The organism is Streptococcus sp. 68 (genome assembly GCF_013277415.1).
GTDB lineage: Bacteria > Bacillota > Bacilli > Lactobacillales > Streptococcaceae > Streptococcus.
In genome coordinates this window covers 82261-96820 of record NZ_VMMX01000005.1, presented here as the reverse complement: position 1 = coordinate 96820, position 14560 = coordinate 82261, and the positions used below count along the sequence as shown (strand labels likewise).

At 40.8% G+C, this 14560-nt stretch carries 16 protein-coding genes; 15 read left to right on the top strand and 1 reads right to left on the bottom strand.

Annotated elements, in window-relative coordinates; genetic code table 11:
* Window positions 1-76 precede the first annotated feature (76 nt).
* From ugpC to whiA, 15 genes are all read left to right on the top strand, one after another.
* Entirely contained in the window at window positions 77-1207 is a 1131-nt protein-coding gene (ugpC, locus tag HT720_RS02810) for a sn-glycerol-3-phosphate ABC transporter ATP-binding protein UgpC (protein WP_000229957.1), read from the top strand.
* A gap of 272 nt (window positions 1208-1479) precedes the next feature.
* Window positions 1480-1992 carry an adenine phosphoribosyltransferase gene (locus tag HT720_RS02805; protein ID WP_001049318.1) on the top strand — a complete coding sequence of 171 codons (513 nt, stop codon included), beginning with the start codon at window positions 1480-1482 and terminating at the stop codon, window positions 1990-1992.
* 336 nt (window positions 1993-2328) lie between these two features.
* Window positions 2329-3273 (top strand): homoserine O-succinyltransferase, encoded by a 945-nt coding sequence (gene metA / locus HT720_RS02800; protein ID WP_173274644.1) that lies wholly within the window; start codon window positions 2329-2331, stop codon window positions 3271-3273.
* Window positions 3274-3281: 8 nt separating this feature from the next.
* Window positions 3282-3959: a DnaD domain-containing protein gene (locus HT720_RS02795; protein WP_173274643.1), complete on the top strand. Its 678-nt coding sequence runs from the start codon at window positions 3282-3284 to the stop codon at window positions 3957-3959.
* Between the two features lie 97 nt (window positions 3960-4056).
* Entirely contained in the window at window positions 4057-4815 is a 759-nt protein-coding gene (gene tpiA, locus HT720_RS02790; protein WP_173274642.1) for a triose-phosphate isomerase, read from the top strand.
* A 37-nt stretch (window positions 4816-4852) separates the two neighbouring features.
* Window positions 4853-6343, top strand: a complete 1491-nt coding sequence (gene lytC / locus HT720_RS02785) for a choline binding-anchored murein hydrolase LytC (protein WP_173213485.1) — start codon at window positions 4853-4855, stop codon at window positions 6341-6343.
* Between the two features lie 500 nt (window positions 6344-6843).
* A complete protein-coding gene (locus HT720_RS02780; protein ID WP_000229861.1) occupies window positions 6844-7362 on the top strand; it encodes a Dps family protein in 519 nt (172 codons plus the stop codon).
* Between the two features lie 129 nt (window positions 7363-7491).
* A complete protein-coding gene (locus tag HT720_RS02775; RefSeq protein WP_173274641.1) occupies window positions 7492-7998 on the top strand; it encodes a dihydrofolate reductase in 507 nt (168 codons plus the stop codon).
* Entirely contained in the window at window positions 7998-8168 is a 171-nt protein-coding gene (locus HT720_RS02770; protein WP_000442276.1) for a hypothetical protein, read from the top strand. Before HT720_RS02775 ends, HT720_RS02770 begins: the two co-directional genes overlap by 1 nt.
* A 31-nt stretch (window positions 8169-8199) precedes the next feature.
* Window positions 8200-9432, top strand: coding sequence for an ATP-dependent Clp protease ATP-binding subunit ClpX (gene clpX, locus HT720_RS02765; protein ID WP_000106341.1), 1233 nt, complete (start codon window positions 8200-8202; stop codon window positions 9430-9432).
* Window positions 9433-9440: 8 nt separating this feature from the next.
* Window positions 9441-10028, top strand: a complete 588-nt coding sequence (gene yihA, locus HT720_RS02760) for a ribosome biogenesis GTP-binding protein YihA/YsxC (protein WP_000422605.1) — start codon at window positions 9441-9443, stop codon at window positions 10026-10028.
* A 10-nt stretch (window positions 10029-10038) separates the two neighbouring features.
* Window positions 10039-10419, top strand: a complete 381-nt coding sequence (locus HT720_RS02755; protein WP_173274640.1) for a RidA family protein — start codon at window positions 10039-10041, stop codon at window positions 10417-10419.
* Window positions 10420-10470: 51 nt separating this feature from the next.
* The gene (gene rapZ / locus HT720_RS02750) at window positions 10471-11361 is read left to right on the top strand and encodes an RNase adapter RapZ (protein ID WP_050153533.1); all 891 of its coding nucleotides are present in this window, start codon (window positions 10471-10473) and stop codon (window positions 11359-11361) included.
* A complete protein-coding gene (locus HT720_RS02745; protein ID WP_001231075.1) occupies window positions 11358-12335 on the top strand; it encodes a YvcK family protein in 978 nt (325 codons plus the stop codon). Before rapZ ends, HT720_RS02745 begins: the two co-directional genes overlap by 4 nt.
* Complete coding sequence (gene whiA / locus HT720_RS02740; protein WP_173274639.1) at window positions 12332-13243, top strand: DNA-binding protein WhiA; 912 nt, start codon at window positions 12332-12334, stop codon at window positions 13241-13243. The genes HT720_RS02745 and whiA overlap by 4 nt, the downstream gene beginning before the upstream one ends.
* Window positions 13244-13450: 207 nt before the next feature.
* Here whiA and HT720_RS02735 read toward each other — a convergent pair whose 3' ends face one another.
* Window positions 13451-13876: a hypothetical protein gene (locus HT720_RS02735; RefSeq protein WP_240156311.1), complete on the bottom strand. Its 426-nt coding sequence runs from the start codon at window positions 13874-13876 to the stop codon at window positions 13451-13453.
* Window positions 13877-14560: the final 684 nt, after the last annotated feature.

Genomic DNA, 14560 nt, shown 5'->3' with positions numbered 1-14560 from the left:
TTGGTCACCTTGCCATAGAAATGTAAAGCGTTTTCATATATAATGTAATTATCAAAAGACAAAAGGAGTTCACCTCATGGTAGAATTGAATCTTAAAAATATTTACAAAAAATATCCAAACAGCGAACACTATTCAGTTGAAGATTTCAACTTGAACATCAAAGATAAAGAATTTATCGTTTTCGTAGGTCCTTCAGGATGTGGTAAATCAACTACACTCCGTATGATTGCTGGTCTTGAAGACATCACAGAAGGAACTGCATCTATCGATGGCGTGGTTGTCAACGACGTAGCTCCAAAAGACCGCGACATCGCTATGGTATTCCAAAACTACGCTCTTTACCCACACATGACTGTTTATGACAACATGGCTTTCGGTTTGAAATTGCGTAAATACAGCAAGGAAGACATCGACAAACGTGTGCAAGAAGCAGCTGAAATCCTTGGATTGAAAGAATTCTTGGAACGTAAACCAGCTGACCTTTCAGGTGGTCAACGTCAACGTGTTGCCATGGGTCGTGCCATCGTCCGTGACGCAAAAGTATTCTTGATGGACGAACCTTTGTCAAACTTGGATGCAAAACTTCGTGTATCAATGCGTGCTGAAATCGCTAAAATCCACCGTCGTATTGGAGCTACAACTATCTACGTAACTCACGACCAAACAGAAGCGATGACACTTGCAGACCGTATCGTTATCATGTCAGCAACTAAGAACCCTGCTGGTACAGGTACTATCGGACGTGTAGAACAAATCGGTACTCCTCAAGAAGTTTACAAAAACCCAGTTAACAAATTCGTTGCAGGATTCATCGGAAGTCCAGCAATGAACTTCATCAATGTGAAATTGGTTGGTAGCGAAATTATTTCAGACGGTTTCCGTTTGAAAGTTCCAGAAGGCGCTTTGAAAGTACTTCGTGAAAAGGGCTATGAAGGTAAAGAATTGATCTTCGGTATCCGTCCAGAAGACGTGAATGCAGAACCTGCTTTCCTTGAAACATTCCCAGACTGTGTTGTAAAAGCGACTATCTCTGTATCAGAACTGCTTGGTTCAGAATCTCACCTATACTGCCAAGTTGGTAAAGACGAATTTGTTGCTAAAGTTGATGCTCGTGATTACTTGCAAACAGGCGCAACAGTTGAACTTGGATTTGACTTGAACAAAGCACACTTCTTTGATGTAGAAACTGAAAAAACAGTCTATTAAAATAAATAAAATTTAAAGCACTACAAGAAAAGATATCTCTTTATCAATTGTAGTGGAGAGATATCAGTTAATCTAGGGAGAGAAACGAAATGCTTCTCTCCTTTTTGCTAGGGAAGTCATATTATGCATCTATCTTGTGATACCCTTTGAATAAAAATGGTCATCTTATTTGACTTATAGGGTGACTAGCAGATGAAATATTGTTTTCTCTTTCTTCTTTACTAGAAAGTATGGTATAATAGAGAGTAAAAAACTTTGAAAGAAAGAAAAAGATGAATTTAAAAGATTATATTGCAACAATTGAAAATTATCCGAAGGAAGGTATTACTTTCCGTGATATTAGTCCTTTGATGGCTGATGGAAACGCTTATAGCTACGCTGTTCGTGAAATCGTTCAGTATGCTACTGACAAGAAAATTGACATGATCGTGGGACCTGAGGCTCGTGGTTTTATCGTGGGCTGTCCAGTTGCCTTTGAGTTGGGAATTGGTTTTGCGCCTGTTCGTAAGCCAGGTAAATTGCCACGCGAAGTTATTTCTGCTGACTATGAAAAAGAGTACGGTGTTGATACCTTGACTATGCATGCTGACGCCATTAAGCCAGGTCAACGTGTTCTTATCGTAGATGACCTCTTAGCAACAGGTGGAACTGTTAAGGCAACCATCGAGATGATTGAAAAACTTGGTGGTGTTGTAGCAGGTTGTGCCTTTCTTGTTGAATTGGATGAATTGAACGGCCGTGAAAAAATCGGTGACTACGATTACAAAGTTTTGATGCATTATTAATGAAAAACAGTCCCTAGGGCTGTTTTCTCTACATTGGGATATAAAAATAGACTATAGCTAGTTAGAGAAAAACTATAATTGAAAACTATATCTTCTTGCAGTATAATAAAAGGACTAGATGTTTGAGATTTAGTTTCATACTCAATGAAAATCAAAGAGCAAACTAGGAAACTAGCCGTAAGCTGCTCAAAGTACAGCTTTGAGGTTGCAGATAGAACTGACGAAGTCAGTAACATATACGTACGGCAAGGCAACGTTGACGCAGTTTGAATTTGATTTTCGAAGAGTTTCAAACATATGCAATGATTCCTGAAAGAATACAGTTAGGAGAGGGTTATGCCGATTCGAATTGATAAAAAATTACCAGCTGTTGAGATTTTGCGGACAGAGAATATCTTTGTCATGGATGATCAACGTGCTGCCCACCAAGATATTCGCCCGTTGAAGATTTTAATTTTAAATCTCATGCCACAGAAAATGGTCACAGAAACCCAGTTGTTACGCCATTTGGCCAATACACCTCTACAACTGGATATTGATTTTCTCTATATGGAGAGCCATCGATCTAAAACAACTCGTTCAGAGCACATGGAGACCTTTTATAAAACTTTTCCTGAAGTCAAGGATGAGTATTTTGATGGGATGATTATCACAGGTGCTCCAGTTGAGCATTTACCATTTGAGGAAGTGGACTATTGGGAGGAATTCAGTCAAGTAATCGAGTGGTCCAAGACCCATGTCTATTCGACCCTTCATATCTGTTGGGGGGCTCAGGCAGGACTCTATCTGCGTTATGGGGTGGAAAAATACCAGATGGACAGTAAGTTATCGGGTATCTATCCTCAGGACACCTTAAAGGAAGGTCATCTTCTTTTTAGAGGCTTTGACGATAGCTATGTATCTCCTCATTCACGGCATACGGAGATTTCTAAGGAAGAGGTCTTAAACAAAACCAATCTCGAGATTTTATCAGAAGGACCTCAGGTTGGGGTTTCGATTTTGGCCAGTCGTGATTTGCGAGAAATTTATAGTTTTGGGCATTTGGAATATGACCGTGATACTTTGGCAAAAGAGTATTTTAGGGATCGTGATGCAGGTTTAGCCCCACATATTCCAGAAAATTACTTTAAGGATGATGATGTTAATCAGACACCTTGTCTTTGTTGGTCTTCATCAGCAGCCCTCTTTTTCAGTAACTGGGTGAATTATGCAGTCTATCAGGAGACACCTTTTGACTGGAGAAAAATAGAAGATGATGCATCTGCATTTGGGTATTTATAAGAGGAATTATGACATATTTAGACGCTTTTAAATCAGGGAACTTGGTTTTACCGAGTGCCCTGCTCTTGCATTTTAAGGAACTCTTTCCTTCTAGCGATGATTTTCTAGTCTGGCAATTTTTCTATTTGCAAAATACGACTGGCTTAGAAGAAATGTCGCCAAGCCAGATTGCTGACAGGATTGGCAAGGAAATTTCAGATGTCAACCAGTCCATTTCCAATCTGACGGAGAGGGGACTACTTCAGTATCGTACTATCGAATTGAATGGCGAAATCGAATTGCTTTTTGATACCAGTTTGGCCTTGGAACGTTTGGATGACTTGCTTGGTGCTACTCATTCGAATTCAGACCAGTTGACACCTCAAAACCAGCTCAAGGATTTGGTGGAAACTTTTCAGCAGGAGTTGGGACGCCTGTTGACCCCTTTTGAAATTGAGGATTTGACCAAGACACTAAAGGAAGATGGAACCAGTGCTGACTTGATTAAGGAAGCTCTTCGTGAAGCTGTTTTGAATGGAAAACCAAACTGGAAGTACATCCAGGCGATTTTGAGAAACTGGCGCCATGAAGGCATCAAAAGTGTGGCCCAAATAGAGGCCAAGCGGGCAGAAAGAGAAGCCAGCAATCCTCAGTTGACACAGGTATCTGCAGATTTCAGAAATGCTATGGATCTTTGGAAGGATTAATCCATGCAAGCAGGCTTGAAATCCGAGTAAGATTTGCAAGCTGTGTATAATTGTGATAAAATAAATAGAAAATAAATTGAAAAAAGAGGTATGTGAAATGTCACGTAAACCATTTATCGCTGGTAACTGGAAAATGAACAAAAATCCAGAAGAAGCTAAAGCATTCGTTGAAGCAGTTACGTCAAAACTTCCTTCATCAGATCTTGTTGAAGCAGGTATCGCTGCTCCAGCTCTTGATTTGACAACTGTTCTTGCTGCTGCTAAAGGTTCAAACCTTAAAGTTGCTGCTCAAAACTGCTACTTTGAAAATGCAGGTGCTTTCACTGGTGAAACTAGCCCACAAGTTTTGAAAGAAATCGGTACTGACTACGTTGTTATCGGTCACTCAGAACGCCGTGACTACTTCCATGAAACTGACGAAGATATCAACAAAAAAGCAAAAGCAATCTTTGCAAACGGTATGCTTCCAATCATCTGTTGTGGTGAGTCACTTGAAACTTACGAAGCTGGTAAAGCTGCTGAATTCGTAGGTGCTCAAGTATCTGCTGCACTGGCTGGATTGACTGCTGAACAAGTTGCTGCATCAGTTATCGCTTATGAGCCAATCTGGGCTATCGGTACTGGTAAATCAGCTTCACAAGACGATGCACAAAAAATGTGTAAAGTTGTTCGTGACGTTGTAGCTGCTGACTTCGGTCAAGAAGTTGCGGACAAAGTTCGTGTTCAATACGGTGGTTCTGTTAAACCTGAGAACGTTGCTTCATACATGGCTTGTCCAGACGTTGACGGTGCCCTTGTAGGTGGTGCGTCACTTGAAGCTGAAAGCTTCTTGGCTTTGCTTGACTTTGTAAAATAATCAGTAAGTAGCAAAAGCTAGGTGGAACAGCATTCAGGTGCCTGTTCCATTTTTTATAGGAGAGGAAAGATTGAAAACAAAATTTGTATGTATAGGGCTAGCAAGTCTTTGCTTACTTGGCGCAAGAGTTTCAGGAATTGCGGCAGATGAAACAAGTGGAAGCACAGTTTCAGAAAAATCTAGTCTATCAACAGGAACTTCATCAACTAGTAGCAATGAACAGAGAAACAGTGTCTCTGCCCACTGGGATGGGGATTATTATGTAAAGGCTGATGGTTCTAAAGCTCAAAGTGAATGGATTTTTGACAACTACTATAAGGCTTGGTTTTATATTAATTCAGATGGTCGTTACGCGCAGAATGAATGGCATGGAAATTACTACCTGAAATCAGGTGGATATATGGCCCAAAACGAGTGGCTTTATGATAATAATTACAAGAGTTGGTTTTATCTCAAGTCAGATGGGGCTTATGCTCATCAAGAATGGCAATTGATTGGAAATAAGTGGTACTACTTCAAGAAGTGGGGTTACATGGCTAAAAGCCAATGGCAAGGAAGTTATTTCTTGAATGGTCAAGGAGCTATGATGCAAAATGAATGGCTCTATGATCCAGCCTATTCTGCTTATTTTTATCTCAAATCAGATGGAACTTATGCTAACCAAGAGTGGCAAAAAGTGGGCGGCAAATGGTACTATTTCAAGAAGTGGGGCTATATGGCTCGGAATGAGTGGCAAGGCAACTACTATTTGACTGGAAGTGGTGCCATGGCGACTGACGAAGTGATTATGGATGGTGCTCGCTATATCTTTGCGGCCTCTGGTGAGCTCAAAGAAAAGAAAGATTTGAATGTTGGCTGGGTTCACAGAGATGGTAAACGCTATTTCTTTAATAATAGAGAAGAACAAGTAGGAACCGAACATGCTAAGAAAGTTATTGATATTAGTGAGCACAATGGTCGTATCAATGATTGGAAAAAGGTTATTGATGAAAATGAAGTAGATGGTGTCATTGTTCGTCTAGGTTATAGCGGTAAAGAAGACAAGGAATTGGCGCATAACATTAAGGAGTTAAACCGTCTGGGAATTCCTTATGGCGTCTATCTCTATACCTATGCTGAAAATGAGACCGATGCTGAGAATGACGCTGAACAGACCATTGAACTTCTGAAGAAATACAATATGAACTTGTCTTACCCTATCTACTATGATGTTGAGAACTGGGAGTATGTGAATAAAAGTAAGCGTGCTCCGAGTGATACAAGTACTTGGGTTAAGATCATCAACAAGTACATGGAGACGATGAAGCAGGCGGGTTATCAAAATGTGTATGTCTATAGCTATCGTAGTTTATTACAGACACGTTTAAAACACCCAGATATTTTAAAACATGTAAACTGGGTAGCGGCCTATACCAATGCTTTAGAATGGGAAAACCCTCATTATTCAGGAGAAAAAGGTTGGCAATATACCTCTTCTGAATACATGAAAGGAATCCAAGGGCGCGTAGATGTCAGCGTTTGGTATTAAGATCTGATTAGAAAGAGGGATGTGATAGTAGCACCCTCTTTTTCTTTGTTTTATGATAGTTTATCCTCGAGTAAATTCAAGAACTTGCTCGGAAATGAATCTTAATATAGTAGATTGAATATAGACCAGGACATTGCGGTTGCTAAAACATTTTTAGAAATTCATTTGTCTTTCCTAATCGACTTGGTTCCATCTTATTTCAATCTATTATAGTCTTGGGGAATTTCTTCAAACCACATCAGCGTGGTCAGTTCTACCTGCGACCTCAAAACTTATGCTTTGGCCAAACTGGGTTTAGCTTCCTAGTTTGCTGATGGATTTCTATTGACTATAAGCATCCAGACCTCTTTTTCGTCTTCTAAAGAATTCTTAAATTATCAGTCTATTGCAACTTTTCTCATGTGGGTCATTTGGCTTGCTATTGTCTTTCATTAGTAGTATACTAAGGTAGTAATCATTAAGAAGTGGTTACATAAAAATAATGAATGAGGTAAAATAAAATGGTAGAATTGAAAAAAGAAGCAGCAAAAGATGTCGCAACATTAACAAAAGCAGCGCCAGTAGCATTGGCAAAAACAAAGGAAGTTTTGAATCAAGCTGTTGCTGATTTGTACGTAGCCCACGTTGCTTTGCACCAAGTACACTGGTATATGCGTGGACGCGGTTTTATGGTATGGCATCCAAAAATGGATGAGTACATGGATGCTCTTGATGGTCATTTAGATGAAATCAGCGAACGATTGATTACACTCGGTGGAAGCCCATTCTCTACATTGACAGAATTCCTTCAAAATAGTGAAATCGAAGAAGAAGCTGGTGAATACCGTAATGTTGAAGAAAGCTTGGAACGTGTTCTAGCTATTTATCGCTACCTCATCACTCTTTTCCAAAAAGCGTTGGATGTGACTGACGAAGAAGGCGATGATGTTACAAACGATATTTTTGTTGGTGCTAAGGCTGAACTTGAGAAAACAGTTTGGATGCTTGCCGCAGAACTTGGACAAGCACCTGGTTTGTAAGAAACAAGGCAACATAGATAAATCTGTAGGAAATTTCTTACAGATTTTTTCTATTTTGTAAGCTATTCCAAACCAGTCTTTTTTTGAGTTTTTTGATAGAATAGTACTATCAGTAAAAAGGATGGAAGCATGACTAAGAAAATCGTAGCTATTTGGGCCCAGGATGAAGAAGGTGTGATTGGGAAAGACAATCGTCTGCCTTGGCATTTGCCAGCAGAACTGCAACACTTCAAAGAAACAACCCTGAATCATGCTATCTTGATGGGACGTGTGACCTTTGATGGGATGGGGCGTCGCTTGCTTCCACAACGGGAAACCCTGATTTTGACGCGTAATCCGGAAGAAAAGATAGATGGGGTTGCTACTTTTCAGGACGTCCAGTCTGTTCTCGACTGGTATCAGGCTCAAGACAAGAATCTCTATATTATCGGTGGGAAGCAGATTTTTCAAGCTTTTGAACCCTACCTTGATGAAGTGATTGTGACTCAAATTCATGCTCGGGTGGAGGGAGATACCTATTTTCCTGAGGAGTTTGACCTATCCCTTTTTGAGACAGTTTCAAGCAAATCCTATACCAAAGATGAGAAAAATTCTTATGATTTTACCATCCAATACCGCAAGAGAAAGGAAGTCTAATGGAACGGAGTTTATTTGGTTTATTCACGGCTTTTCTGTGTTTCATCTGCCTTTTGGCAGGAGCACAGGCTTTTCGTAAAAAGCGTTACGGGCTTTCTATCCTCCTTTGGTTAAATGCCTTTACCAATCTGGTCAATAGTATTCATGCTTTTTACATGACCTTATTTTAGATAGAATGATAGTATAGAATGGAAGGAAATCATGTCTACAAATAGAAAAAATGATATGATGGTTTATTGCTCATTTTGTGGCAAAAACCAAGAAGAAGTACAAAAAATAATCGCTGGCAACAATGCTTTTATTTGTAATGAATGCGTGGAGTTAGCTCAAGAAATCATTCGAGAAGAATTGGTTGAGGAAGTCTTGGCAGACTTGTCTGAGGTGCCAAAACCAATTGAACTCCTCCATATCTTGAACCACTATGTAATCGGTCAAGATCGTGCCAAGCGTGCCTTGGCAGTGGCAGTTTACAACCACTACAAACGCATCAATTTCCACGATACGCGTGAAGAGTCAGAAGATGTGGATTTGCAGAAGTCAAACATCTTGATGATTGGCCCGACTGGTTCAGGGAAAACTTTCCTTGCCCAGACCTTGGCTAAGAGCTTGAACGTGCCTTTTGCGATTGCGGATGCGACAGCTCTTACTGAGGCTGGTTATGTAGGTGAGGATGTGGAAAATATCCTCCTCAAACTCTTGCAGGCTGCTGACTTTAACATCGAACGTGCAGAGCGTGGCATTATCTACGTGGATGAAATTGACAAGATTGCTAAGAAGAGCGAGAACGTGTCTATCACACGTGATGTTTCTGGTGAAGGGGTGCAACAAGCCCTTCTTAAGATTATCGAGGGAACTGTTGCCAGCGTACCGCCTCAAGGTGGACGCAAACATCCGCAACAAGAAATGATTCAAGTGGATACCAAAAATATCCTCTTCATAGTGGGTGGTGCCTTTGATGGTATCGAAGAAATCGTCAAACAACGTCTGGGTGAAAAAGTTATCGGATTTGGTCAAAACAATAAGGCGATTGACGAAAATAGCTCTTACATGCAAGAAATCATCGCAGAAGATATTCAAAAATTCGGGATTATTCCTGAGTTGATTGGACGCTTGCCAGTCTTTGCAGCTCTTGAGCAATTGACGGTTGATGACTTGGTTCGTATCTTGAAAGAGCCAAGAAATGCCTTGGTCAAACAGTACCAAACCTTGCTTTCTTATGATGATGTCGAGTTGGAATTTGACGACGAAGCCCTTCAAGAGATTGCTAATAAAGCTATCGAACGCAAGACAGGGGCGCGTGGTCTTCGCTCAATTATCGAAGAGACCATGTTGGATGTCATGTTTGAAGTACCGAGTCAGGAAAATGTGAAATTGGTTCGCATTACAAAAGAAGCTGTCGATGGAACGGATAAACCAATCCTAGAAACAGCTTAGAGGTGACTATGGAACTTAATACACACAATGCTGAAATCTTGCTCAGTGCGGCGAATAAGTCCCACTATCCGCAGGATGAACTGCCAGAGATTGCCCTAGCAGGGCGTTCAAATGTTGGCAAGTCTAGTTTTATCAACACCATGCTGAACCGTAAGAATCTGGCTCGTACGTCAGGGAAACCTGGGAAAACTCAGTTGCTCAATTTCTTTAATATCGACGACAAGATGCGCTTTGTGGATGTGCCTGGCTATGGATATGCCCGTGTTTCTAAAAAGGAACGTGAAAAGTGGGGGCGCATGATTGAGGAGTATCTGACAACTCGAGAAAATCTCCGTGCGGTAGTCAGTTTAGTTGACCTTCGTCATGACCCGTCAGCAGATGATGTACAGATGTACGAATTTCTCAAGTATTATGAGATTCCGGTTATCATCGTTGCGACCAAGGCAGATAAGATTCCTCGTGGTAAATGGAACAAGCACGAATCAGCAATCAAAAAGAAATTAAACTTTGACCCAAGTGACGACTTTATCCTCTTTTCATCTGTCAGTAAGGCAGGGATGGATGAGGCTTGGGATGCAATCTTAGAAAAATTGTGAGGAAAAGAAAATGGCAAAAACAATTCATACAGACAAAGCTCCAAAGGCTATCGGACCCTATGTTCAAGGAAAAATCGTTGGCAACCTTTTGTTTGCTAGTGGTCAAGTTCCTCTCTCTCCTGAAACTGGGGAAATCATTGGAGAAACGATTCAAGAACAGACAGAGCAAGTCCTAAAAAACATCGGTGCTATTTTGGCAGAAGCAGGAACAGACTTTGACCATGTTGTCAAAACAACTTGCTTCTTGAGCGATATGAACGACTTCGTTCCTTTTAACGAGGTTTACCAAACGGCCTTTAAGGAGGAATTTCCAGCTCGTTCAGCTGTGGAGGTAGCTCGTCTTCCTCGTGATGTAAAAGTCGAAATTGAAGTCATCGCAGAGATTGGATAAGCTAGCTGAAGTTTGGTGTTGCCAAACTTCTTTTGATATAAGGAGAAAAAGATGACAAAGAAACAACTTCACTTGGTGATTGTGACAGGGATGAGTGGTGCAGGGAAAACAGTTGCCATTCAGTCCTTCGAAGATTTGGGTTATTTTACTATTGATAATATGCCTCCAGCTCTCTTGCCTAAGTTTTTGCAGTTGGTGGAAACAAAGGAAGACGACCATAAGTTGGCCTTGGTAGTGGATATGCGTAGCCGTTCTTTCTTCTCAGAGATTCAAGCTGTTTTGGATGAGTTGGAAAATCAAGATGATTTGGATTTTAAAATCCTCTTTTTGGACGCAGCAGATAAGGAATTGGTAGCCCGTTACAAGGAAACCAGACGGAGTCACCCACTAGCTGCAGATGGACGGATTTTGGATGGAATCAAGTTGGAACGTGAACTTTTGGCACCTTTAAAAAATATGAGCCAAAATGTGGTGGATACAACTGAACTTACTCCTCGTGAGCTGCGTAAAACCCTTGCAGAGCAGTTTTCAGATCAAGAGCAAGCCCAGTCTTTCCGTATTGAAGTCATGTCTTTCGGCTTTAAATATGGAATCCCAATTGATGCGGACTTGGTCTTTGATGTGCGCTTTTTGCCAAATCCATACTACCTACCAGAACTGCGAAACCAAACGGGTGTGGATGAACCTGTTTATGACTATGTCATGAATCATCCTGAGTCAGAAGACTTTTATCAACATTTGTTGGCCTTGATTGAGCCAATTTTGCCAAGTTACCAAAAGGAAGGAAAGTCTGTTTTGACTATTGCCATGGGATGTACGGGTGGACAACACCGTAGTGTGGCCTTTGCCAAACGCTTGGCGCAGGACTTATCCAAGAATTGGCCTGTCAATGAAGGACATCGTGACAAAGACCGAAGAAAGGAAACGGTAAACCGTTCATGAGAAAACCAAAGATAACGGTGATTGGTGGAGGGACTGGGATCCCCGTCATTCTTAAAAGTCTGCGGGAAAAAGATGTGGAAATCGCGGCTATCGTAACGGTGGCAGATGATGGTGGTTCTTCAGGTGAACTCCGAAAAAATATGCAGCAATTGACACCGCCAGGTGATCTTCGTAATGTCCTTGTGGCCATGTCGGATATGCCTAAGTTTTATGAAAAGGTCTTTCAGTATCGCTTTTCTGAAGATGCTGGAGCCTTTGCTGGCCATCCATTGGGAAATCTCATTATTGCAGGTCTGTCAGAAATGCAGGGTTCGACCTATAATGCCATGCAGTTGCTGAGCAAATTTTTCCATACCACTGGGAAGATTTATCCTTCCAGTGACCATCCCTTGACCCTTCATGCAGTCTTCCAGGACGGGACAGAGGTGGCTGGAGAGAGTCATATTGCAGACCATCCAGGCATGATTGATCATGTTTATGTGACCAATACCCTCAACGATGATACACCTCTGGCCAGTCGTCGAGTAGTGCAGACCATTCTTGAAAGTGACATGATTGTCCTCGGACCTGGTTCCCTCTTTACCTCGATTTTGCCCAATATCGTGATTAAGGAAATCGGGCAGGCACTTTTGGAAACCAAGGCAGAAATCGCCTATGTCTGCAATATCATGACCCAACGTGGGGAGACGGAACACTTTACAGATAGTGACCACGTAGAGGTCTTGCATCGTCACCTTGGTCGACCTTTTATCGATACTGTCTTGGTGAATATCGAAAAAGTGCCTCAGGAATACATGAATTCCAACCGCTTTGATGAATACTTGGTCCAGGTGGAACATGATTTTGCAGGTCTTTGTAAGCAAGTTCCGCGTGTGATTTCATCCAACTTCCTTCGTCTGGAAAATGGGGGTGCCTTCCACGATGGAGATTTGATCGTGGACGAATTGATGCGGATTATACAGGTGAGAAAATGAGTTTCACAGTAGCAGTAAAAGAAGAAATCCTAGGTCAGCACCATCTGAGCCGGCATGAATTATCTGCCATTATCAAGATGTCTGGCAGTATTGGTCTCTCGACTTCGGGTTTGACCTTGTCTGTCGTGACAGAAAATGCTAAGCTGGCTCGTCACCTCTATGAGTCCTTTCTCCATTTCTATGAAATCAAATCGGAAATTCGTCACCACCAACGGAGCAATCTTCGCAAGAATCGGGTCTATACCGTTTTTACAGATGAAAAGGTGCAGGATTTGTTGAGTGATTTGCACTTGGCAGACTCTTTCTTTGGCCTGGAAACAGGTATTGATGAGGAGATTTTATCAGACGAGGAAGCAGGTCGTGCCTATCTTTGTGGCGCTTTCTTGGCGAATGGGAGCATTCGTGACCCTGAGTCAGGCAAGTATCAGTTGGAAATCAGTTCTGTTTATCTGGACCACGCGCAAGGGATTGCCTCTCTTCTCCAGCAATTTTTACTGGATGCCAAGGTGCTTGAGCGTAAGAAGGGGGCTGTGACCTATCTCCAGCGTGCCGAAGATATTATGGATTTCTTGATAGTCATCGGAGCCATGCAGGCGCGTGATGATTTTGAGCGGGTTAAGATTTTGCGAGAAACCCGTAATAATCTCAATCGGGCCAACAATGCCGAAACAGCTAATATCGCTCGGACAGTTTCTGCCAGCATGAAGACCATCAACAATATCAGTAAAATCAAAGATATCATGGGTTTAGAAAACCTGCCAGTGGATTTGCAGGAAGTAGCGCAGTTGCGGATTCAGCACCCAGACTACTCTATCCAGCAGTTAGCAGATAGCCTCAGCAATCCCCTTACAAAAAGTGGTGTCAATCACAGACTCAGAAAGATAAATAAATTAGCTGATGAACTATAAAACCAGGCTCTTGTTTTGCGAGGTTCTTTTTTGAAATAAAAAGAGGTTGGGCAAAAAGCAATGTCATTAAGTTAAGAAATTTGGCTCTTTAAAATCAAAAACGCATAATATCCGGTGCTGACTTGAACCGTAATACTATGCGTTTTATTGTGAGAAAATTTATTTCATTTTCTCCTGAAATTGAGTTTTTACCCAGTCTCTAATGAGTTATTTCCAAGTGACCAGTTCGCTCCAAACGCTAACATTCGATATAGTAGAGGTTTCACCAGCTGGAACCCATTTGTTGGTGCCTAAGTATCTAACTTCTAGTTTACGAACGTTTACTGTGTAAGATGCTTTTAGTCTAATATAACCATAAGTGTAGGGTGGTACGTTATGGGAGACTGAGTGATTTAAACTAAGTCCAGCTCCAGACTCCGGAGTAGAAAAGCTAACACCTGCACCTACAGTCAGAGTAGCTCCAGCTTTTCCACCATAGGCAGTTGAACTTACAGGACCTGATGTGGTGCTTTTCTTGTAAGAGTGAGAGTATTTAGTTCTATAGTCTGCAACACCAGTTGCATTAGAACGAGTCTGATACGTAGATTTAGACTCTAAATAGGCGTCTCTAAGTTCAGTCGTATAAAATGACAATAACTCTCCTGTGTTGATATCTTTTACAATACGATTAGATACAATTTCATAATTTGTACCAGGATAGACATCAGCAAAAACCGTAGATGTTGTGACTAAGAATAATAGACTTGATAGTAGAGAGAAAAACAATAGTTTCAGTTTAATCATAACAAATTTCCTTTCTTCATGAGTAAAAGATTATTTTTTCAATCCTTTGAAAGTTATAATGCAACCCGAAATAATACTGAGAGTTCCTACAGGTCTCCAATATAGTTGCCAAAAGAATAAATTTATTCTTTCTTTCAGTGTCGCATAGGGTTCGGCATAATAGGGGTTGATGTGAAATAATAAAAAACCAAAACATAAAACTATGATTCCAGTTAAGAATAAAATGTCCTTATTTACTTTCCTCATAAAACCTCCTTTTATTTTATTTAAAGCGCTTTCTATTATTAGAATACGTCAAAAAAAGAAAAAAACAAGTCTATTTATTTATTTTTTTATATGGTATAATAGAATAGTTGGAGAGTTTTTATATAGCTTTAAAAGGCTGATATGAATACTTTGTATAATCTAATGATTCTTCAAAAAATTTCTTATTCAAACAAGAGCAAAGAGAAGGTGGGCTGCATATCAGAAGTTAGATGTATTTCTGTCTAACTTTTGAGGTGTAGTTCATTTTAAAACCACGAATCCTATGTG

Excerpts from the sequence above, each read along its gene's own strand:
- ugpC (WP_000229957.1), top strand. The coding sequence starts at position 77 with ATGGTAGAATTGAATCTTAAAAATATTTACAAAAAATATCCAAACAGC.
- tpiA (WP_173274642.1), top strand. The coding sequence starts at position 4,057 with ATGTCACGTAAACCATTTATCGCTGGTAACTGGAAAATGAACAAAAAT.
- yihA (WP_000422605.1), top strand. The coding sequence starts at position 9,441 with ATGGAACTTAATACACACAATGCTGAAATCTTGCTCAGTGCGGCGAAT.
- HT720_RS02770 (WP_000442276.1), top strand. The coding sequence starts at position 7,998 with ATGGAACGGAGTTTATTTGGTTTATTCACGGCTTTTCTGTGTTTCATC.
- metA (WP_173274644.1), top strand. The coding sequence starts at position 2,329 with ATGCCGATTCGAATTGATAAAAAATTACCAGCTGTTGAGATTTTGCGG.
- clpX (WP_000106341.1), top strand. The coding sequence starts at position 8,200 with ATGTCTACAAATAGAAAAAATGATATGATGGTTTATTGCTCATTTTGT.
- HT720_RS02795 (WP_173274643.1), top strand. The coding sequence starts at position 3,282 with ATGACATATTTAGACGCTTTTAAATCAGGGAACTTGGTTTTACCGAGT.
- rapZ (WP_050153533.1), top strand. The coding sequence starts at position 10,471 with ATGACAAAGAAACAACTTCACTTGGTGATTGTGACAGGGATGAGTGGT.
- HT720_RS02755 (WP_173274640.1), top strand. The coding sequence starts at position 10,039 with ATGGCAAAAACAATTCATACAGACAAAGCTCCAAAGGCTATCGGACCC.
- whiA (WP_173274639.1), top strand. The coding sequence starts at position 12,332 with ATGAGTTTCACAGTAGCAGTAAAAGAAGAAATCCTAGGTCAGCACCAT.
- HT720_RS02745 (WP_001231075.1), top strand. The coding sequence starts at position 11,358 with ATGAGAAAACCAAAGATAACGGTGATTGGTGGAGGGACTGGGATCCCC.
- HT720_RS02775 (WP_173274641.1), top strand. The coding sequence starts at position 7,492 with ATGACTAAGAAAATCGTAGCTATTTGGGCCCAGGATGAAGAAGGTGTG.
- HT720_RS02780 (WP_000229861.1), top strand. The coding sequence starts at position 6,844 with ATGGTAGAATTGAAAAAAGAAGCAGCAAAAGATGTCGCAACATTAACA.
- HT720_RS02805 (WP_001049318.1), top strand. The coding sequence starts at position 1,480 with ATGAATTTAAAAGATTATATTGCAACAATTGAAAATTATCCGAAGGAA.